This is a genomic window from Shinella sp. WSD5-1, assembly GCF_963942435.1.
Taxonomy (GTDB): domain Bacteria; phylum Pseudomonadota; class Alphaproteobacteria; order Rhizobiales; family Rhizobiaceae; genus Shinella; species Shinella yambaruensis.
Window position 1 is genome coordinate 4,040,713 of the sequence record NZ_OZ012596.1, and the last position, 19,370, is coordinate 4,060,082.

At 66.4% G+C, this 19,370-nt stretch carries 25 protein-coding genes; 10 read left to right on the plus strand and 15 right to left on the minus strand.

The window, feature by feature from the left end:
* Positions 1 to 23 precede the first annotated feature (23 nt).
* Positions 24 to 1,040, plus strand: a complete 1,017-nt coding sequence (locus AABQ55_RS19760) for a LacI family DNA-binding transcriptional regulator (RefSeq protein ID WP_245082181.1) — start codon at positions 24 to 26, stop codon at positions 1,038 to 1,040.
* A gap of 2 nt (positions 1,041 to 1,042) precedes the next feature.
* On the opposite strand, the gene AABQ55_RS19765 is transcribed toward AABQ55_RS19760, so the two are convergent.
* From AABQ55_RS19765 to AABQ55_RS19780, 4 genes are all read right to left on the minus strand, one after another.
* On the minus strand, positions 1,043 to 2,086 hold the full coding sequence (locus AABQ55_RS19765) for a Gfo/Idh/MocA family protein (RefSeq protein ID WP_272806244.1): 1,044 nt from the start codon (positions 2,084 to 2,086) through the stop codon (positions 1,043 to 1,045).
* 7 nt (positions 2,087 to 2,093) lie between these two features.
* Complete coding sequence (locus AABQ55_RS19770) at positions 2,094 to 2,879, minus strand: ThuA domain-containing protein (protein ID WP_272806245.1); 786 nt, start codon at positions 2,877 to 2,879, stop codon at positions 2,094 to 2,096.
* Between the two features lie 107 nt (positions 2,880 to 2,986).
* Entirely contained in the window at positions 2,987 to 3,328 is a 342-nt protein-coding gene (locus tag AABQ55_RS19775; RefSeq protein ID WP_272806246.1) for an SMR family transporter, read from the minus strand.
* Positions 3,329 to 3,369: 41 nt separating this feature from the next.
* Positions 3,370 to 3,930, minus strand: a complete 561-nt coding sequence (locus AABQ55_RS19780) for a TetR/AcrR family transcriptional regulator (protein ID WP_272806247.1) — start codon at positions 3,928 to 3,930, stop codon at positions 3,370 to 3,372.
* A gap of 137 nt (positions 3,931 to 4,067) precedes the next feature.
* On the opposite strand from AABQ55_RS19780, the gene AABQ55_RS19785 reads away from it, so the two are divergent.
* On the plus strand, positions 4,068 to 4,484 hold the full coding sequence (locus AABQ55_RS19785) for a group II truncated hemoglobin (RefSeq protein WP_245082195.1): 417 nt from the start codon (positions 4,068 to 4,070) through the stop codon (positions 4,482 to 4,484).
* Between the two features lie 4 nt (positions 4,485 to 4,488).
* A complete protein-coding gene (locus AABQ55_RS19790) occupies positions 4,489 to 4,857 on the plus strand; it encodes a DUF423 domain-containing protein (RefSeq protein WP_272806248.1) in 369 nt (122 codons plus the stop codon).
* Positions 4,858 to 4,859: 2 nt separating this feature from the next.
* Here the strand turns inward: AABQ55_RS19790 and AABQ55_RS19795 are convergent, their stop codons facing one another.
* The 6 genes from AABQ55_RS19795 to AABQ55_RS19820 all read right to left on the minus strand — a co-directional run bounded on the left by AABQ55_RS19795 (position 4,860) and on the right by AABQ55_RS19820 (position 8,067).
* Positions 4,860 to 5,231 carry a bleomycin resistance protein gene (locus AABQ55_RS19795; RefSeq protein WP_272806249.1) on the minus strand — a complete coding sequence of 124 codons (372 nt, stop codon included), beginning with the start codon at positions 5,229 to 5,231 and terminating at the stop codon, positions 4,860 to 4,862.
* Positions 5,228 to 5,542, minus strand: coding sequence for an antibiotic biosynthesis monooxygenase family protein (locus AABQ55_RS19800; protein ID WP_272806250.1), 315 nt, complete (start codon positions 5,540 to 5,542; stop codon positions 5,228 to 5,230). The genes AABQ55_RS19795 and AABQ55_RS19800 overlap by 4 nt, the downstream gene beginning before the upstream one ends.
* Positions 5,543 to 5,614: 72 nt before the next feature.
* Complete coding sequence (locus AABQ55_RS19805; protein ID WP_245082203.1) at positions 5,615 to 5,884, minus strand: hypothetical protein; 270 nt, start codon at positions 5,882 to 5,884, stop codon at positions 5,615 to 5,617.
* A complete protein-coding gene (locus AABQ55_RS19810) occupies positions 5,881 to 6,273 on the minus strand; it encodes a DUF2325 domain-containing protein (protein WP_443021159.1) in 393 nt (130 codons plus the stop codon). Before AABQ55_RS19810 ends, AABQ55_RS19805 begins: the two co-directional genes overlap by 4 nt.
* A 404-nt stretch (positions 6,274 to 6,677) precedes the next feature.
* On the minus strand, positions 6,678 to 7,574 hold the full coding sequence (locus AABQ55_RS19815; RefSeq protein WP_272806251.1) for an energy transducer TonB family protein: 897 nt from the start codon (positions 7,572 to 7,574) through the stop codon (positions 6,678 to 6,680).
* A 61-nt stretch (positions 7,575 to 7,635) separates the two neighbouring features.
* Positions 7,636 to 8,067 carry a hypothetical protein gene (locus AABQ55_RS19820; protein ID WP_272806252.1) on the minus strand — a complete coding sequence of 144 codons (432 nt, stop codon included), beginning with the start codon at positions 8,065 to 8,067 and terminating at the stop codon, positions 7,636 to 7,638.
* Positions 8,068 to 8,300: 233 nt separating this feature from the next.
* Between AABQ55_RS19820 and AABQ55_RS19825 the strand changes: the two genes are divergently transcribed.
* From AABQ55_RS19825 to AABQ55_RS19850, 6 genes are all read left to right on the plus strand, one after another.
* Positions 8,301 to 9,347, plus strand: coding sequence for a hemin-degrading factor (locus AABQ55_RS19825; RefSeq protein WP_272806253.1), 1,047 nt, complete (start codon positions 8,301 to 8,303; stop codon positions 9,345 to 9,347).
* A gap of 78 nt (positions 9,348 to 9,425) precedes the next feature.
* Positions 9,426 to 10,367 (plus strand): heme/hemin ABC transporter substrate-binding protein, encoded by a 942-nt coding sequence (locus AABQ55_RS19830; protein ID WP_272806254.1) that lies wholly within the window; start codon positions 9,426 to 9,428, stop codon positions 10,365 to 10,367.
* Complete coding sequence (locus tag AABQ55_RS19835) at positions 10,354 to 11,475, plus strand: FecCD family ABC transporter permease (RefSeq protein ID WP_272806255.1); 1,122 nt, start codon at positions 10,354 to 10,356, stop codon at positions 11,473 to 11,475. The genes AABQ55_RS19830 and AABQ55_RS19835 overlap by 14 nt, the downstream gene beginning before the upstream one ends.
* A gap of 4 nt (positions 11,476 to 11,479) precedes the next feature.
* Entirely contained in the window at positions 11,480 to 12,268 is a 789-nt protein-coding gene (locus AABQ55_RS19840; RefSeq protein WP_245082219.1) for a heme ABC transporter ATP-binding protein, read from the plus strand.
* Between the two features lie 126 nt (positions 12,269 to 12,394).
* Positions 12,395 to 12,793: a glycine zipper domain-containing protein gene (locus AABQ55_RS19845; RefSeq protein WP_245082221.1), complete on the plus strand. Its 399-nt coding sequence runs from the start codon at positions 12,395 to 12,397 to the stop codon at positions 12,791 to 12,793.
* 63 nt (positions 12,794 to 12,856) lie between these two features.
* Positions 12,857 to 13,288, plus strand: coding sequence for a hypothetical protein (locus AABQ55_RS19850; protein WP_245082223.1), 432 nt, complete (start codon positions 12,857 to 12,859; stop codon positions 13,286 to 13,288).
* A 31-nt stretch (positions 13,289 to 13,319) separates the two neighbouring features.
* Here AABQ55_RS19850 and AABQ55_RS19855 read toward each other — a convergent pair whose 3' ends face one another.
* The 3 genes from AABQ55_RS19855 to AABQ55_RS19865 all read right to left on the minus strand — a co-directional run bounded on the left by AABQ55_RS19855 (position 13,320) and on the right by AABQ55_RS19865 (position 15,716).
* Entirely contained in the window at positions 13,320 to 14,825 is a 1,506-nt protein-coding gene (locus AABQ55_RS19855; protein ID WP_272806256.1) for a sensor histidine kinase, read from the minus strand.
* Between the two features lie 122 nt (positions 14,826 to 14,947).
* Positions 14,948 to 15,502 carry an RNA polymerase sigma factor gene (locus AABQ55_RS19860; RefSeq protein ID WP_024270843.1) on the minus strand — a complete coding sequence of 185 codons (555 nt, stop codon included), beginning with the start codon at positions 15,500 to 15,502 and terminating at the stop codon, positions 14,948 to 14,950.
* A gap of 7 nt (positions 15,503 to 15,509) precedes the next feature.
* Positions 15,510 to 15,716 carry a NepR family anti-sigma factor gene (locus AABQ55_RS19865; RefSeq protein ID WP_272806257.1) on the minus strand — a complete coding sequence of 69 codons (207 nt, stop codon included), beginning with the start codon at positions 15,714 to 15,716 and terminating at the stop codon, positions 15,510 to 15,512.
* Positions 15,717 to 15,847: 131 nt separating this feature from the next.
* Here AABQ55_RS19865 and AABQ55_RS19870 point away from each other — a divergent pair, with 131 nt between their 5' ends.
* The gene (locus AABQ55_RS19870; protein ID WP_272806258.1) at positions 15,848 to 16,642 is read left to right on the plus strand and encodes a response regulator; all 795 of its coding nucleotides are present in this window, start codon (positions 15,848 to 15,850) and stop codon (positions 16,640 to 16,642) included.
* 380 nt (positions 16,643 to 17,022) lie between these two features.
* Here the strand turns inward: AABQ55_RS19870 and AABQ55_RS19875 are convergent, their stop codons facing one another.
* Positions 17,023 to 18,606, minus strand: coding sequence for an FGGY-family carbohydrate kinase (locus tag AABQ55_RS19875; RefSeq protein ID WP_272806259.1), 1,584 nt, complete (start codon positions 18,604 to 18,606; stop codon positions 17,023 to 17,025).
* Positions 18,606 to 19,298: an HAD family hydrolase gene (locus AABQ55_RS19880; RefSeq protein ID WP_272806260.1), complete on the minus strand. Its 693-nt coding sequence runs from the start codon at positions 19,296 to 19,298 to the stop codon at positions 18,606 to 18,608. Before AABQ55_RS19880 ends, AABQ55_RS19875 begins: the two co-directional genes overlap by 1 nt.
* Positions 19,299 to 19,370 lie beyond the last annotated feature (72 nt).

Below are 19,370 nucleotides of genomic sequence, written 5' to 3' on the forward strand. Positions count from 1 at the left end.
CCGGCCGCGCCCAGGGACGAAGGATGAACCTCAAGGAATTTGCGGCCCGCATCGGCCTTTCGCAGACCACCGTCAGCCGGGCGATGAGCGGCTATCCGGAGGTGCGGCCCGAGACACGGCGACGCGTGCTGGAAGCGGCGGAAAAGCTCGGCTACCGGCCGAACATCAGCGCGCAGCGACTGGCGACCGGCCGGGCCGGCGCGATCGGCATGGTCTTCCAGGGCGGCGGGCGCTTCGGGCCGCATTCCAGTGAATTCATGGGCGGGCTCTCGACCCGGCTGCAGGAGGACGGCATCGACATTCTCGTATCGACCGTCGAGACGGAGGCGGAAGAGGCCGCCGCCTATCGCCGGCTGGCCGCCAGCAAGCGGGTGGACGCGGTGGTCGTCCACACGCCGGCCTGCGCGGATGCCCGCATCGCTCTTTTGCAGACCTTGGCGCTACCCTTCATCGTGCACGGGCGCAGCACGGCGGAACGCTCCTTCGCCTTTCTCGACATCGACAATTTCGGGGCGATCGAGACGGCGGCGGGCTATCTTGCCGATCTCGGCCACCGGCGCATCGCGCTCATCAACGGCGACACGACCAGCACCTATGCGCAGGACCGGAGCAGCGGGTACCGGACGACGCTCGAGGCACGCGGCCTCATCCTCGATCCGGCCCTTGTCGGCCATGGCGAATTCACGGACGAGACCGGCTTCCGGCTAATGCAGGCTTTCCTCGCCCTCCCCGCGCCGCCGACGGCGGTCATTGCCGGTTCGATGATGTCGGCGCTGGGCGCCATGCGGGCGATCCGCATTGCGGGGCTTGCCGTGGGTGCGGATGTCTCGCTCATCGCGCATGACGACGTCTTCCCCTATCTCAGCCCGGACAACCTCGTGCCATCCGTCACGACGACGCAATCGCCGATCCGCGCGGCGGGCGAACGCATCGGCGACATGGTCCTGCGGCTGTTGCAGGGCGAGGCGCCGGAGGCGCTGCAGGAGATCTGGCCCGTCGATTTCCGCATTCGCGGCTCGACCGGCCCCGCCCCGGCCTGAGGTCAGACCTTCAACTCGCGGCGTTCCCTTTCGGTCTCGATCGCAAGGTCCAGAACCTTCTGCAGCTCGGCCGCATGGCGGAAGCCGGGCTCGACCTGCCGGCCCGCCATCACGGCGGCGGCGAAGCGCTCGTAGTTGGTCGGCACGGTGCCGGCATCGAGCTCGCGCCAGACGGCCTGCTCGACATCCTCCCCGAGGCACCCGCGCAGGCGCGACCCTGCGGGTGTGTGGATGACCTCCAGGGCGCCCCTGTCGCCATGCATGCGCAGGCGCAGCTCGTTGAGGTGGCCGGTCGCCCAGCGGCTCGCATGGATGACGCCGAGCGCGCCGTTGGAAAAATCGACGGTCATGGTGAAGCTGTCATTGGCGTCGAGGTCGTATTCGCCGATCCGGTTGTCCGGCGCCTTGTCGAAGGCCCGCAGCCGCGCGAAGACATGCTCCACATCGCTCGCCGCGCCATAGCTGGCGAAATCGAGGATGTGGATGCCGACATCCCCGAGCACGCCGTTCGAGCCGTGCCGGGTGGAAAGCCGCCAGAGCCACTGGCTTTCCGTCGCCCAGTTACCCCAGGCCTTGGAGACGAGCCAGCTTTGCAGGTAGGAGGCCTCGACATGGCGCACATGGCCGAGTTCGCCGGCCAGCACCATCGCCCGCGCCTTCTGCAGGGGCGCCACGTTGCGGTAGGTGAGGTTCACCATGGTGACGAGACCCGAGGCCTCGGCGGCGCGCGCCATCTCGTCCGCCTTGGCATAGTTTTCCGCCAGCGGCTTCTCGCACATCACATGCTTGCCCGCCGCGAGCAGCGCCAGGGTGGTCGGGTGATGGGCGCGGTCGGGCGTCACGTTGGTGGCGGCATCGAAGCCGTTCCAGGCGATGGCGTCCTCCAGCGAGGTGAAGACGTTGGGAATGCCGTGCGTGTCGGCAAAGGCCTTGGCGCGCAGGGGGTCCACATCGACGGCGCCGACCAGGTCGACGCCATCGATCGCGGCAAAGTGCTGGGCATGGGTATTGGCCATGCCGCCGGTTCCAAGAACGAGCAGGCGCATTGTTTCCTCAGCGATATCCGGCTTCGCCGGCTTCATGCAGTTTTGGGCCGCGCTCGACGATCGGCTCCAGCGCCTTTTCGACCGGCACGTTCGGTGCGTCATGGATCGCCGTGTAGGTGCCCTGCGGGTTGAAGGCCCATTTCACGCCATTGGCGAGCACCTTCTGCACGGTGGCATCGTGATAGGTCGGATAGGTCTCGTGGCCCGGGCGGAAATAGAAGATGTTGCCGGCGCCGCGGCGCCAGGTCATGCCGGACCGGAAAACCTCGCCGCCGGCGAACCAGGAGATGAACACCGTCTCCAGCGGCTCCGGCACGGAGAACTGCTCGCCATACATCTCCTCGTTTTCCAGCACGAAGTTCTCGCCGAGACCCTCGGCGATCGGATGGCGCGGATTGATGACCCAGAGGCGCTCGCGCTCGCCGGCCTCCCGCCATTTCAGGGCACAGGGCGTGCCCATCAGCCGCTTGAAGATCTTCGAGAAATGGCCGGAATGGAGGACGATGAGGCCCATGCCTTCCCAGACCCGTCTCGCCACGCGCTCGACGACGTCATCGCTGACGGCGCCATGGTCCTTGTGCCCCCACCAGACGAGCACATCCGTCTCGGCAAGCCGCGCCTCGGCAAGGCCGTGCTCGGCTTCCTGCAGCGTCGCCGTGCCGGCGCTGATCGCCGGGTCCCGGTTCAGCGCTTCGGCAATGGTGGTGTGCATGCCGTGCGGATAGATCGAACGCACGATCTCGTTGGTCTGCTCGTGGATGTTCTCACCCCATACGATGGTGCGTATTGCCATGTGCCGTTCCTCTGAGCCAAAAATTGAAACCGCTTTCAATTCGGCGGAACCGATAGAGACAGACCCGATTCTTGGCAAGCGGGGGTCTTGTCGATTCCCGTCGTCTTTCAGTGGAATGTCGATTTGGAGAAAAGGTTCAGCACAAGCACGCCGGCAATGATGAGGCCGAGGCCGAGAACGGCGGCAAGATCGAGCTTCTGGCCGAAGACGAAATAGCCGACGAACGAGATCAGCACGATGCCGAGCCCGCTCCAGATGGCATAGGTGATGCCGACCGGCACATAGCGCAGGCTCCAGGACAGGAAGAAGAAGGCGATGGCGTAGCAGACCACCATCATGGCGGTCGGCACGACCCGCGTGAAATGCTGCGCGGCCTGCATGGCCGAGGTGCCCAGCACTTCGAAGACGATGGCGACGACGAGGGCGGCGTAGACGGAGGTGAGGTTCATGGCGTTTCTCTGGCGCCCGCGGGCGCAAATCGTATCGGGGATCAGGAGCGCGTCAGCGCCAAGAGCCGGTCCAGCATGGCGGCGCGGGTTGGCGCATCCATGGTCGGCGAGCCGAGAAGATCGGCAAGCCAGAGACCGTCCACGGCGTAGCGCACCAGCATGGCGTCGAGCGCGGAATCCGTGCCGACATTTTCCGCAAGGTATCGCTCCACCCATTGTCGCCAGCGCTCGCGCAGGTGCGGCTCGGAAATGAGCGCGACGGTCAGCACCTTCCACTTCTCGCCGTCGGCCAGCCCCTCCGGCAGGAAGAAGACCGAGATATAGGCGCGGGTAAAGCGGCCCTTCGGCTCCGGGTCGTCCCGCATCCTGTCGGCGATCGCCCGGTCGAACTTGTCCGTCAGATCGGTGAACAGGCCGTCGAGCAGCGACAGCTTGTTCGGGAAATGGTGCAAAAGGCCACCCTTGCTGACACCCGCCGCCTGGGAGACCGCGTCGAGCGTCACGCTCGCCGGCCCCTTCTCCAGCGACAGTTTCGCCGCGACCTCCAGCAATTGCTGGCGGACGGCTTCCGGGTGCTTCTTGCGGTGGTGGGCCTTGCTCATACCATAAACATACCGTCTAGACGGTTTCTTGTCAATCACGCTGAAAATGCGGGGGACGGCGCGCTTCGTCGCAGGCGAATAGCCGGCATTGCCTGCCGCGGATGCGGGCGGTAAGACCGGGGAAACGGGAGAGACCCATGACGGACACGACCGACAACCAGCAGCGTCAGGGCGAGACGATCACCCTTTACGAGGCGATCGGCGGCGATACGGCCGTCAGGGCGCTGACGCACCGCTTCTACGTGCTGATGGACACATTGCCGGAAGCCGCGCGCTGCCGCGCGATCCACCCGCCGGACCTTTCCGGCAGCGAGGAAAAACTCTACGAATACCTGACGGGATGGCTCGGCGGGCCGCCGCTCTACACGGAAAAGCGCGGCCATCCCATGCTGCGCCGCCGCCATTTCGTGGCGCCGATCGGCCCGGCCGAGCGCGACGAATGGCTGCTCTGTTTCATCCGCGCGCTGGAGGAGACCGTGCCGAGCGAAGGCCTGCGCGCCATCATCCTGGAGCCCGTCACGCGGCTCGCCCATCACATGCAGAACCAGGAATAGCCCGATGTCGTTTTCGCTCCGCTCCGCGAGCCTCCTCGTTGCCGGCCTGATGGGGCTGACAGGCGTCATCACCGCCGCCGCAGCCTCGCATGGCAGCGATCCGCGCCTGATGGCCGGCGCCTCCGCCATGTGCCTTGCCCATGCCCCGGCGCTGGTGGCGCTTCATGCCGCCTGGCCAGGCCTGCGCACGGCGGCGCTTGCGTCCCTGCTGCTTGCGCTCGGCACCGCGCTCTTTGCCGGCGATCTCGTCCTGCGTCATTTCGCAGGGCACGGTCTCTTTCCCATGTCCGCCCCGACCGGCGGCGTCACCATGATGGCAGGGTGGCTGGCGGTGGCGCTCGGCGCCTTCCTGCCGCCGCGCAGGGAACACTGAGATCAGCGCTTCGGAATGCGCCCGAAACGCAGGAGATTGCCGTGCGGATCGTGGATGTGGAACTCTTCCATGTTCCACGGCCGCACCGTCATCGCCGACAGCGTCGGCACATTCCGGGCGCTGAACTCGCGATGAAGCTCGCCAATGCCGCCGCCGCGCAAATAGACGGAGGTGCGCTCGCAGAGCGTCCGGTCGTCGGTGCGCCAGAAATGCAGCTCCATGCCGGGGCGTCGGACGATCAGGTAGTCGTCCGCCCGGTACACGACCTCGCCGAAGCCCAGCAGCGTCGTGTAGAAGCCCCGTGTCTCGTCGATATCGAGCGACGGCAGGACCGGCAGCACCTCGATGCGGTCGGGATCATCGATCCCGCTCATGCGCCCTCGACGACGCTGAAGCCTTCGAATTTCGGCGGGCCGAGATAGATGCCCTTGTCGGCCGCGGCGTTCTTGTGCGCCTGCCGGAAGTTTTCCGATTTGGTCCAGGCGATGAAGTCGTCCTTGCTCGACCAGACCGAATGGGAGGCGAAGAGGGTGAAGCCCTCTTCCGCATTGGTGTCGCCCCTGAGGAGATGGAAGGACTGGAAGCCCGGCATCTCGTCAAGGCTCGAATCGCGCCCCTTCCAGATAGCCTCGAAGGCCTCTTCGTGACCGATGGCGATCCGGAAGCGGTTCATGGCAAAGAACATGGAAAGACCTATCCTTTTCGACCGCGATCCCGGATGCAAGCCACTTTGCACGTTTGCCGGAAAGGCGTCCTGTCAGAGCGAATCCCGCCGCAGGCGGCGCGGCTGCGGGAAGGCTACGACATTGTCGTTGCGCGCTTCAAGAGCCGGCGTGCCCTCGAAGCTTGCAGTGCGCGCCGGCGGGCGGGCGCTTGCCAGCGGGAATTCCGTGACATTCTCGCTTTCCAGCATATCCGCCCGGCGCGTCAGGAGGGCATAGAGTTCCGGCACAAGGCCGTCGCCGTTCTGGGCGGCCAGCTTGTGCAGGCCGATCATCATGAAGGCGTCGGGTCTTTCTTCATTCACTGGGTGGTCTCTCCCTGGCTCATGCTCTGCAGGGCGCGCTCGAAGGAGGATTTGCTGCCGTTGCGCAGCGGCACGAAGGCCTTCTCCCACTTCTTGCAGCCCGTCTTCACGCGGATGCAGGCATCATGGCTGATACAGTCGATGGGGCAGAAGACGCAGTCGACCGAGGGCAGGACGTTGTCGATGCGGGAAACCGCCTCGCGCAGGCCGCCGTCATGGTGGATGAGGTTGGCGCCATAGGAACTGGCGATCTGGCGCAGATGCGCCACCTGGCAGTCCCGGCCGCCGACATAGAGGAAGCTGCGCCCCTCGAGGCCCGCCTTGCCATCCGCCTTGTCAGCCGTTTCCGTCTGCTGGCGGGCCTGCTGCTGCCTGTGCTTCTCGCGCATCGCCTTCCTCTCCGCTTCGCCGGTCCGGCGCTTGATCTTGGTGACTTCCACGCTGCGGGGCGCCTGCGGCGCCCGTATCTCGACCCGCGGGGCCGCGGCCGGCGCGACCGCCGCCGTCGTCTCCTGCGGTGTCGCAATCTGCTTCTTGAGTGCTGCGACCTGGCGCTCCAGGTCCGCAATGCGCCGGTCACGCTCGGCGATCATCGATTTCAAGACCGCTTCGGCGCGGCCTGCAGTCACATAGTTCATGCATGGTCCCCTTTGGCACTCCGCGTCGGCGGAGCCTCAGTTCGAGGGGCAACCTACAAAACTTGATTTTCAGAGTAAAGTATAAACATGACTATGAAAGTCATATTTTCGTGCAAAAAATCCCCGCCGGATGGATCACGACGGGAATGCGCGCCTCAGTTGAAGACGATCGGCACGTTGAAGGCCCAGGAGGATTTTCCGGCAGCCTCGGGAATCTTGGCGAAGGGCGCCGCGCGCTGCACCGAATCGACCGCCGCCCTGTCGAGCGCCGCGATGCCCGAGCTGCGCGCGACGCGGATGCCGCTCGCCGCCCCGCTGGCGCTGACGGTGAAGCTCACCACCACGCTACCGCGGTCGCCGCCCGAGACGCGCCGCTTGGCGCGGTTGATCTTGTTGCGCACCTTGCCCGGATAGTTCGTGACGGCCGCGTTGCCGGCCACCGACGAATTGCCCTTCTTCTGGCCGCCGACCGCCGCGGACTTCACGTCCACCGAGCCGTCGACCTCGCCACGGGTGGCGTTCTGCTTCGCCTTGCCCTTCTCGCCGGCCTTGCGGACCGGCTTTTCCTTCGGCTTCTTGCGCTCGACCTTCTTGACCGGCTCTTCCTTCTTCACTTCCGGAACCGGCTTGATCTCTTCGTCCGGCTGGATCTCCGGCTTGATTTCCGGAACCGGAATCGCGGCGATCTCCACTTCGGACGACGGCACGACGAGTTCCTCGACCGGCTCGGAGGTGATCGGATCCGTCGGCGTCATCACCTCGGTCACTTCCGGCTCGATTTCGGTCGGCTGGATTTCCGCCACTTCCTGCGGCACCGGCTCGGTAACGTCGGGCTGGATCGTCTCGGGCGTGATCGTGTCTTCGGGATTGCCGGATTCCACCGCCTCGAAGGCGCCGTTGCCGAGCATGGCCACTTCCGCGACGACACCGCCGGCGATCAGCGCCTGATCTTCCTCCGGCGCAGGCGCCATGGTGAGGATCGCGGCCGCGGTGGCATGCGCCAGCAGGGAAAGGGTCCCCGCGCCGAGCCAGAGCCACTTGCTTCCAGACATGATATCACCCGTCATTCCGTTTCATGCGTCGCGGCACCTCATGCGCCGCGTTACCCGATACTCAACCTTCGAGGCCGGCCGTTGCCTTGCTGCGCGTCACGATGCCGTCCATGCAGCGCCCCTTCTCGATGCCCTCGCCCTCGCAGACCGGCGCGTCGTTGATCAGGAGGTTCTTCACCGTCTCGCACTTGATGCCCGGCACGTCGAACTGGCGCACCTTGGACTTGCCCGCCGGCAGGTCGCGGAAATCGAGCAGCGCCAGGCGCTCGACCGTGCCCTTGTCGTTGAAGATGACGAATTCGAAGGAGACCTTCGAGACGTCCTGCGCGAAACCGTTGGCGGCGACGAAGGTGAAGAGGCAGCCCTTCTGCGAGCCTGCAAGGGCGTTCAGTTCCACGTCCAGTCCCCTGGACGCTGCGGCCTCCTGGCCTGCGGCACTGGTGATGGCGGCAGCAGAAAGCATCGCGGAAAGAAGAAGGGTGCGTACGGTCATGAACTCGCCTGTTTCATATCGATTTGCTGTCGGCCGAGAACGACGGCCGCGGTCAGTCTAACCGGTGAGTGCCAGAATTAACATGACTTTATCGTACCGGTATTGCGTGCATAGATAAATATGAGTAATGAAGTCAAGATAGTAAACGCAAAATCCGCGTCAAACCCCTGTTCCTCCAACAAAATTTACCGGGACCGGAGCAGGCGACAGGAAACTCGATCAAGGCCGAGCCCATGACCAACACGACCCGACCGACCCCCGCCGAAATCCGCGCCTTCCGCGCCGAGAACCCGAAGATGCGCGAGCGCGATATCGCAGCCACGCTCGGCATTTCGGAAGCCGCGCTCGTCGCGGCCGAGGTGGGGCTGACGGCGGTGCGCATCGACGGCGACGCCAACCGCTTCCTCGAGCGTTCGGAAGCGCTCGGCGAGGTCATGGCGCTGACCCGCAACGAGAGCGTGGTGCACGAGAAGATCGGCGTCTTCGAGAAGATCAACACCGGCAAGCACGCCTCGATCGTGCTCGGCGAGAACATCGACCTGCGCATCTTCCCCGGCACCTGGGCGCATGGCTTTGCCGTGACCAAGACGGACGGGGAACAGATGCGCCGCAGCCTCCAGTTCTTCGACAAGGCGGGCGTCGCCGTGCACAAGGTGCACCTGCGCCCCGCCTCCAACCTTCAAGCCTACGAGGCCATCGTCGCCGACTTCCGCCTGGAAGACCAGTCGCAGGACTTCGTCGAGGTCCTGTCCGAGAAGGTCGAGGAGACCGGACCGGTGGACGTGGCGGCCCTGCGTGAGAACTGGGCGGCGATGACCGACACCCACCAGTTCTTCGGCATGCTGAAGAAGCTGAAGATCGGCCGCCAGGACGCGGTGCGCAGCGTCGGCGAGGATTTCGCCCGGCAGGTCGCCGCCGATGCCGTCGGCCACCTGATGCGCGCGGCCGCCGAGCGCGACGCCGACATCATGTGCTTCGTCGGCAATCACGGCACGATCCAGATTCACACCGGCCCGGTGAAGAACATCCAGCCGATGGGCCCCTGGCTCAACGTCATGGACCCGACCTTCCACATGCACCTGCGCATGGACCACATCGCCGAGTGCTGGGTGGTGCGCAAGCCGACCGTCGACGGCCACGTCACCTCGCTGGAGGCCTATGACGCCAGCGGCGAGATGATCATCCAGTTCTTCGGCAAGCGCAAGGAAGGCATGGCGGAGCGCGCCGACTGGCGCGAGATCCTCGACAGCCTGCCGCGCCCCGACAGCGTCGCGGCCTGAGACCGCCGCAGATAAAGACGAGTGGCGCGTTCCCGTGTTTTGCAGGGGCGCGCCGGTTACCCGCGAAGGACCACGATCATGAGCAAGAGCTTCGATTTCCGCCGCGCCCGCCCGTGGGAAGTGGCCCTCACCGTGTTCGCCCTCTCCGCCCCCCTGCTCCTGCCGCTCGCGGCGACGGGCTCGAACGGCTTCATCCGCAAGGCCGTCGCCCAGGAGATGCAGCAGGTCGACAGCTCGAAGCTGGTGGCCATCGGCGGCGCGGTGACGGAGATCGTCTACGCGCTCGGCGAAGGCGACCGCCTCGTTGCCCGCGACTCGACCAGCACCTTCCCCGAGGAAGCGCTGAAGCTCCCCGATGTCGGCTATATGCGCCAGTTGTCGCCGGAAGGCGTCATCGCCGTCAACCCGACGGCGATCCTCGCCGTCGAGGGCAGCGGCCCGCCGGATGCGCTCGCCGTCCTGAAGAGCGCCGGCATCCCCTTCGAGATCGTGCCGGAAGGCTATGACCGCGCGGCGATCCTCAAGAAGATCGACGTCGTCGGAAAGTTCCTCGGCGTGGCGGACAAGGCGAAGGAGCTGGAGACGACGGTCGCCGCCGATCTCGACGCGGCCGTTGCCGATGCCGCCAAGCGGCCGGAAAGCGAGCGCAAGCGCGTGCTGTTCATCCTCAGCTTCCAGAACGGCAGGGTCATGGCGGCCGGCAGCCACACGGCAGCCGACGGCATCATCAGTCTTGCCGGCGCGATCAACGCGACGGAGGGCGCCTTCGAAGGCTACAAGCCGCTGAGCGACGAGGCGATCATCAAGGCGCGGCCCGATGTCGTCATGGTCATGACGCGCCCCGGCGCCGGCAGCAGCGACGAGGAAATCCTCGCCCATCCGGCGATCTCGGTGACGCCGGCCGCCGCCAGCAAGGCGGTCCTGCGCACGAACAGCCTGCATCTGCTCGGCTTCGGCCCGCGCACCGCCTCGGCCATCCGCGACCTCAACAAAGAACTTTATGGCAATGTCTCTCAATGACGCCGTGCGCGGCAAGGACGCACGCGGTTCCTTCCTGATGCGCTCCGTTCAGTCCCGGGCGGCCGGCGACCGCACGGCGATGGCGCGCCTGACGCTCGTCGCCCTTGTCGTCGTCTCGGCCGTCGCGCTCGCCCTGTCGATCGCCACCGGCGCCTCCGACGCCTCGGCCATCAACGTCATCGGCGCGCTCTTGAGCGGCGCGGAGGACACGGCGCTCAGCGTGCGCGACCGCATCATCGTCTTCGACATCCGCATGCCGCGCGCCCTGCTCGGCTTCCTCATCGGCGCGGCGCTCGCCATGTCCGGCGCGGTCATGCAGGGCCTCTTCCGCAACCCGCTCGCCGATCCCGCCCTCGTCGGCATCTCCTCCGGCTCCGCCCTCGGCGCGGTGCTGATGATCGTGCTCGGCGCGAGCCTGCCGGCGGGCGTGATGATCGCGCTCGGCGCCTTCGCCCTGCCGCTCGCCGCCTTCGCCGGCGGTCTTCTGACGACGCTGCTGCTCTACCGCATCGCCACGCGCGGCGGCCAGACCTCCGTCGCCACCATGCTGCTCGCCGGCATCGCGATTTCCGCGCTCGCCGCCGCCATCACCGGCATCCTCATCTACATGGCCGACGACAAGCAGCTGCGCGACATCACCTTCTGGAGCCTCGGCTCGCTTTCCGGCATGACCTGGGCGAAGCTCTTCGCCGCCGGGCCGATCATCCTGCTCGCGCTTCTCGTCGTGCCGTTCCTGTCGCGCGGGCTCAATGCCATCACCCTCGGCGAGGCGGCCGCCTTCCATATGGGCGTCAAGGTGCAGCGGCTGAAATACATCGCCGTCGTCTCCGTCGCCGCTGCGGTCGGCGCCTCGGTCGCCGTCAGCGGCGGCATCGGCTTCGTCGGCATCGTCGTGCCGCATCTCCTGCGCATCGTCATCGGCCCGGATCACCGCTACCTGCTGCCGGCCTCGGCCCTTTTCGGCGGCGTGCTGATGCTCGGTGCCGACATGCTGGCCCGCACCATCGTGGCGCCCGCCGAACTGCCGATCGGCATCATCACGGCGCTGGCCGGCGCGCCGTTCTTCCTCTGGGTGCTGCTGCGCGACCGCACGAGGAACGGCTGGTAAGATCATGATCACCGCAAGAAACCTCACGGTCAGCCTTTCGGGCAAGACAATCGTGCACGGCGTGTCGCTGGAGGCCAGGGCCGGCCAGCTGACCGCCATCGTCGGCCCGAACGGTTCCGGCAAGACGACCATGATGAAGGCGGTCGCCGGTGAACTGCCCAGCAAGGGCGAGATCAGCATCAACGGCCACGCGCTGGCCTCGCTGGAGCCCTGGCAGCTCGCCGTCAAGCGCGCCGTGCTGCCGCAGGCCGCCACCATCGCCTTTCCCTTCACCGTGCGCGAGATCGTCCGCCTCGGCCTCACCGTCGGCCCGAACCGCCATGCCGAACGCATCGACGCGATCACCGCGGAGGCGCTCGCCGCCGTCGATCTCGCGGGCTTTGCCGGCCGCTTCTACCAGGAGCTTTCCGGCGGCGAGCAGCAGCGCGTGCAGCTCGCCCGCGTGCTCTCGCAGATCTGGGAACCCGTGCTCGACGGCGAGCCCTGCTTCCTGATGCTGGACGAACCGGTCTCCGCCCTCGACATCCGCCACCAGCTGACGATCATGACCCTCGCCCGGCGCTACTGCGAAGGCGGCGGCGGCGTGATCGCCGTCATGCACGACCTCAACCTCACCGCCATGTTCGCCGACCACATGGTGATGATGAAGAGCGGCCGCATCGAACGCGCCGGCCGGCCCGCCGAGGTGATGACCGACGATGCGATGGAGGCGGTGTTCGGCTGCCGCATGCGCATCAACGGCGTGCCCGCGACCGGCGTGCCCTTCGTTCTGCCGCACACCGCTTCGGCCTGATTTTCCAGCGTCTTACGGAACCTTTTGCTCCCGTCGCCGTTGTCTGCACGGAAAAACCGTTCCGCCAAGGGGGTGGAGCGCTGTTCGGCCCGCGCATCCGCGGGCGACCGCAAAAGGAGAAACGGCATGGCCACCGGACTGTTTTCATCGCGCAGCAAGAGCCTTCGCAACGGGCTTCATGACGAAGCCCAGGCCGTCGAGGAGCAGATCGCGGACCTGCGCGCGGAGATCGCCTCCCTCGCCAAGCTGCTCGCCGACGACGCCACGAGCGGGGCAAGCGGCATCCGCAAGAAGGCCCGCGCCGCAAGGGCCCAGGCGAGCGAAGCCGCGCACGACCTGAAGGATCGCGCCGAAGGCGACATCCGCGACATGATCGCCGCCGGCGAGGACATCCTTGCCGAGTTCCAGGAACGCTATCGCGATTCCGGCCGCCGCGCCCGCAAGGCGGTGAAGGAGCATCCGCTCGCGACGCTCGGTGTCGCAGCCGCTGCCGGATTCCTCCTCGCCGCCCTCCTGCGGCGCTGATCCCATCCTCCCACGATCCCGGGACGCCGGCCGGCGTCCCTTCCTATGCGGAGCGTCAAAGGCATGCTTTCACTGGGGGCCATTCTCCTGCAAAACCTCGTCACCCGCGTCACCGACCGTGTCGACGAGACGATGGACGTCGCCAAGCGCAATGCGATCGCCGGCGCTGCGATCGGCCTTCTGCTGGTCACCGCCTATGGTCTCGGCGTTGTCGCCACCGCCGTGCTGCTCGCCCAGCGCTATGGCACCGTGCCGGCGCTCTTCGGCCTCGCCGGCGGCTTCCTGCTGCTCGCCCTTATCGTGCTGGCGGTCGTCGCCATGCGCAACAAGCGGGAGCGCGAACTGCGCCGCATCCGCCGCCAGCAGCTGGCCGCGCGCCGCGACCTGATGGCGGCAGCCACAACCGTCGCCATGAAGAAGCCCTTTGCCGCGACCGCCGTCGCGCTCGCCCTCGGCTTCCTGCTCGCGCCGAAATCCCGCCGCGACGACGACTGATCTTCCCGATATTCGCGAAAGGGCATGCCGCTCAGAGCGGCATGCGGATGACCGCCGTCACGCCCTTCGGCAGATACTCGACATGCACGCTGCTGCCGAGGACCTTGTCGAGGCTGCGCTCGATCAGCACCGAGCCGAAGCCGCGCCGCCCGTCCGGCTTGACCGGCGGGCCGCCGACCTCGTGCCAGGTCATGTTGAGCACGCGCTGGTCGTCTTCCTTCACCACGCGGGCGGTGATCACCACCTTGCCCGAGCGCACCGACAGCGCGCCATATTTGCGGGCATTGGTGGCAAGCTCGTGCAGGACGAGGCCGAGGCCGACCGCCTGGTCCGGTCCCAGCTCCACCTCGTCCTTGTGGATCTCGATCTGGCTGTCATAGTCGATCGCATAGGGCATGATCTGCTTCTGCAGCAGCATCTTCAGGTGGATGACGCCCCATTCGTGGTCGCTGAGCAGGCCATGCGCCTCGGAGAGGGATTGCAGGCGGCCGGCGAAGGCATCCATGAACTCGACCGGATCGCTCGTCTGGCGCAGGGTCTGTCGGGCGAGCGACTGCAGCATGGCCAGCGTGTTCTTGACCCGGTGGTTGAGCTCGCGCAGCAGGAGCCGCGTGCGTTCGGAGGCAAGCTGCCCGTCCGTGACATCGACATTGATTCCGAGGAACACCGTCGGCCGCCCGTCTGAATCCCATTCGTGCACCCGCCCGCGTCCGAGCAGCCAGCGGCCGGATTTGGCGGCCCGGAAGAGACCGTCATATTCCTTGCCCGAGGCGAGCGCATCGCGCAGGCGGCCGATGGTGACCTTGCGGTCTCCCGGATGCACGGCGGTGAAGAACTTGCGCGCCCGCATGGGCCTGGCCGGCTTGACGCCGAGCATGCGATAGAAGGTCTCGTTGCCGGAGACCATGCCCGTCGAAAGATCCCACAGCCAGCTTGCGACATTCGCCGCATCGAGCGCCAGGGCATGGCGCTTCTCGTCACGCGAAAGCGCCTCGGCGGCCAGCATGCGCCGCCGGGCCTCATCCTTCAGCGTGATGAGCGAACCGGCAAGCGAGGCCAGTTGCCTCAGCCGCAGCACGAGGTCCGGGGCGGTGCGTCCGCGCGGCCTGACGTCGAAGACGCAGACCGTGCCGATCGGCTGGCCGTCCACGATGATCGGTGCCCCGGCATAAAAGCGAAGGTGCGGCTCGCCATTGACGCTCGGCAGCCGGGCAAAACGCGCATCCTTGCATGCGTCGGCGATGACAAGCGGCTCCGACGCGCTTTCGGCAATCATGCGCGCGCAGAAGGAATCTTCCGACGGCGCACGGATTTCCGGCGTGCCTTGACGCGAAAGGAACCATTGATCCGTACGACCGAGAATGGTGACAAGAGAGATCGGCGCGGAAAAGAGCCCCGCCGCGAGGCCGGCGATGTCGTCGAAATCGGGATCGGGGCCGAGAAAGACCGGCACCGCGGCGTCGAGCGCCGCCAGGCGGCCTGGAGCGTCCAGAACCGCTGCAACATCGGACGATAATGTCAGAACGTTGTCCTTCATGCGCCTTCGGTATGCGATTCCGCGCCCGGTTTCACCCTTGGCTTTCGCCGGTGGACGCTCTTCGCCCCAATCCCCCTCAATTTATCCCGCCGCCCGCAGGATCGCGGGCGGCGGGTGTTCCGTCAGGATGCGAAGGCGCGCGACGTGATCGGCGCCGAAACCGCATCCGGGCCATAGTCGCTTTCCCCGCTCACCTGCAAGAGCTCCTGCAGGCGCTGGCGGGCGCGGTTGACGCGGCTCTTGATCGTGCCGAGCGCGCAGCCGCAGATTTCGGCCGCCTCCTCGTAGGAAAAACCGGAAGCGCCGACGAGAATGATCGCCTCACGCTGCTCGTCCGGCAGCTTTTCCAGCGCCTTCTTGAAATCCTGCATGTCGAGCGAGCCGTACTGCGAGGGATGCTGCGCCATGTTCTCCGTGAAGAGGCCGTCCGAATCCTGCACCTCGCGGCCGCGCTTGCGCATCTTGCTGTAAAGCTCGTTGCGCAGGATCGTGAAGAGCCAGGCCTTCATGTTCGTGCCCATCTCGAACTGTTCCTGCTTGGCCCAGGCCTTCATGATCGTGTCCTGCACGAGATCGTCGGCCTGGTCGTGCCGGCCAATCAGCGAAATGGCGAAGGCACGCAAGCTCGGCAGGACTGCCAGCAGTTCCCGCTTGAACGTCGTCTGTTCCTGATCCATCGTATCCTCACTCGGCCCGTTGGACGCGGCTTTCCACAGCATCCAGTTTCTCGAGAAGATCCAGGAACCTTTGGGGAAGCGCCTCATCCTGTACCTGATGGTAGAAGGCGCGAAGCTTCATCGCAATCTGCGCATTAGGGTCTTCGCTCGCGGGGGATCGCTTCCCGCCTCTTTTCTTGTCCACGCTGTTCACAGTGCCACTCTCATCTTTCATCTGCGCCTTGCGACGAATTCGGCGTGAAAATGCCCGGCGTCAAAAAAAGTTCCCGGCACCGGAACCTTAATTTGGCTTCCGCGTTCAAACCGTCAACTGCCATTGCAACAATTTCTAAACAGGGGACCCTCATGCCGATTTCCGACCGTATCGGGCCGCACCTTCCGGCGCTTCGCCGCTATGCCCGCGCCCTCACCGGAACGCAGCCTTCCGGCGACGCCTATGTGGCAGCCACCCTCGAAACCATTCTCATCGACCCCTCCGTCATGCCGGAGGGCGAGGACGACAAGGCGAAGCTCTTCGGCCTTCTCAGCCGCATCATTTCCTCCCTGCCCGTTTCGGTGAGCCGCAGCACCGTCGCCATCACGCCCGGCACCGAGGCCCCGTTCGACCTTTCCGGCGTGCCCCCGCTCGGCCGCCAGGCGTTGCTGCTGGCGACGGTCGAAGGCTTTACGGTCGAGAAGACGGCGGAAATCCTCGACGCGGAGGTGAGCGCCATCCGCGCCCTTCTCAACGCCGCCTTCGCGGAAATCGCGGCACAGGCGGAGACCGGCATCATGATCATCGAGGATGAACCGCTGATCGCCCTCGACCTTGCCCACATGGTCAACGGCATGGGCCATCGCGTCACCGGCATCGCCCGCACGCAGGCCGAGGCCGAAATGCTCTGGAGCGACAGCCGGCCCGGCCTCGTCCTCGCCGACGTGAAGCTCGCCGACGGAAGCTCCGGCATCGATGCGGTCAATTCCATCCTCGCCCGCACGGACATTCCCGTGATCTTCATCACCGCCTATCCCGAGCGGCTGCTCACCGGCGAGCGGCCGGAACCGGCCTTCCTCGTTTCCAAACCGTTCAATCCGGAGCAGGTGAAAGTACTCATCAACCAGGCTCTCCTCTTCACCCCGCAAGCGCGCGCCGCGGCCTGATCTCGCTCCCGGACGGCCGCAGCGGCGGCGCGGCCGGCGGCGGTGGGAGGCACGCCCACCGCCGCCTTTATTTAACTGGATTCTGGGTCGGTGGGAGGCACGCCCACCGCCGCCTTTATTTATCTGGATTCTGGGGCAGCAGGACGCACTCTCGCCACCCTCGGGTTTCTCGCCCGGACTTCTCACGCGCCAAAGAAAACAGCCAGCGTCTGGGAGACACTGGCTGCTTGAGTATCCACGGACCGGAGGGGGACACGGTATCGTGGTCGATCACCGGTCGAGGGCCTCGCATTTGGGGGATATGCGCTGACCGGTGACGCAAGGAAAACCCGCAGCGCACGATTTGGTTCCAGCCGGTCGGAATTTTTTTCACGCCGCCGTCAGTCGATCGCTTCCAGCTCGGCCCTGTGCCGGTGGAGTGCGAGGAACCGGCGATAATCCCGGTCATAACCGGCCTTGCGGGCGGGATCGGGAAGAAGGGTGCTGCTCCCCGGATACATCTGCCGTCCCGCGGCCGGCAGATCGGCATGGAGCCCGCCGGCAACTGCCGCCGCCATCGCCGTCCCGAGCAGCACCGCATCGCCGGTCTCCGGCACCACGACCCGGCAGCCGGTGACATCCCGGTAGAGCTGCATCAGCAGCGGATTGCGCACATGACCGCCGGTGACATGCAGCGTATCGAGCGGATAGCCGCCGGCGCCGAGCTTTTCGAGGATGTGGCGGATGCCGAGCGCGATGGCGACCGAGGTCCGCCAGTAGAGGCGGCAGAGCCCATCGAAGGAGGCATCGAGCGAAAGGCCGCTGATCACGCCGAGCGCATGCGGATCGGCCAGCGGCGAGCGGTTGCCGTGAAAATCCGGCAGAACATGCAGCCGCGCGGCGAACGCCTCGCCCTCCTCCGCCTGCATTTCGCGAATGCGCGCGACGATGCGCGCATGGTTCGCCGCCGAAGGCTCGCCGCCCGCGCTGTGCGTGCGCACGATATGGTCGAGCAGCGCCCCCGTCGCGGACTGGCCGCCCTCGACCAGCCACCAGCCCGGCAGCACCGCCTCGTAGTAGGGGCCCCACATGCCGAACCCGAACCGCTTCTCGCGCGAGAAGGCGACGATGCAGCTCGACGTGCCGCCGATGAGGGCGAGCTGCCGCTCCAGCGCCTCCGGTGCGCCGGCAAAGGGCCCGAGCACGCCGAGCGTGCCGGCATAGGCATCGATGAGGCCGGCCGCCGCCACGCAGCCGGTATCAAGGCCAAGCTCCGCGGCCGCTTCCGGCGCAAGGCGCCCGACAGCCGCGCCGACCGCCAGCGTCTCCTGCGGCAGCGCGCCGCGTTCGCGCAGGTCCTCAAGGCCGATCGCCTTCAGGAAACCGTCGTTCCACGGCTGTTTTTCATGGGAGAGATAGTTCCATTTCGCCGTCATCGTGCAGCGCGAGCGGGCATTCACGCCCGTCGCCCGCCACGCCATGAAATCGGCGAGATCGAAGACATGGCCCGTTTTCACCCATTGTTCCGGCCGGTGGCGCTTCAGCCACATCAGCTTGGGCATTTCCATTTCCGGCGACATGATACGCCCGGAATGGAGCAGCGCCGGATGCTCCGTCGCCGTGCAGAGGTCGGCCTCCTCCAGCGCGCGGTGATCGAACCAGGCGATCGTGTCCCAGCGGGCCTCCTCGCCGCCGGAGACGGCCAGCGGCCGCCCCGCCGTATCCCTGACGACGAGCGAGCAGGTCGCGTCGATGCCGAGCGCGGCGATACGGTCCGCCTCGACGCCCGCAAGCGCACGGGCCGCCCGGATCGCCGTGCAGGCCGCCTGCCAGATGTTCTCCGAATCATGCTCGGCGTGGTTCACGCTGGGCCGGCGCAGGGCGATCGGATGTTCGGAGCGTCCCAGCAGAGTGCCGCTCCGGTCGAATACGCCGGCCCGGGCACTGCCCGTGCCGATGTCCACCGCAACGATCAGATCGCGCATCAATGCTCTTTCCCGCCGGCCTCTTCCTTGCGGACAAACTGTAACAATTCCCGCATGTCGTCAAACAGGGCATCGGGGCCGAGGCTCAGCAGCGCGTCGCGGTGGCGCGGCGTGCGCGCATGGGAGCCGCCGGTGAAGGCGACCACCCGCATGCCGGCGGATTTCGCCGCCGTGATACCGGCCGGGCTGTCCTCCACCACCACGCAATGGCCGGGCGCGACGCCCATGGCCGCGCTGGCATGCAGGAAGAGATCGGGCGCCGGCTTGCCGCGCGCGACCATGCTGGCGCTGAAGATGTTCGGCTCGAACCTGTCGATAAGGCCAGTGACGGAAAGCGACAGGCGGATACGCTCGAGCTGGCTGGAGGAGGCCACGCAATGGGCGATGCCGAGCCCGTCCACCGTTTCGGCAATGCCGTCGATAGGCTGCAGCTCGGTGCGGAACCGCTCGTAGAGCACTTTTCGCATCGCTTCCAGAAAGGCCGCATCGATCGCCAGGCCGTAATCGGCATGCAGGATTTCCGACATGCTCTTCAGGCTGCGGCCGAGGAAACGCTCATGGGCCTCCTCTGCGCTCATCGCGACGCCCGCCGCGGCCAGCGCCTCGACCAGCACCGCAATCGAGATCGGCTCGCTGTCGACGAGCACGCCGTCGCAATCGAAGATCACCAGTTCTGTCTGTTTGGCGGCCATGACGTCCCGTTCCATTGTCAGGCCCCCGTGGTACTGTCTGCTCCCTTCGTTGGAAAGCCCCGGATGTGTGGG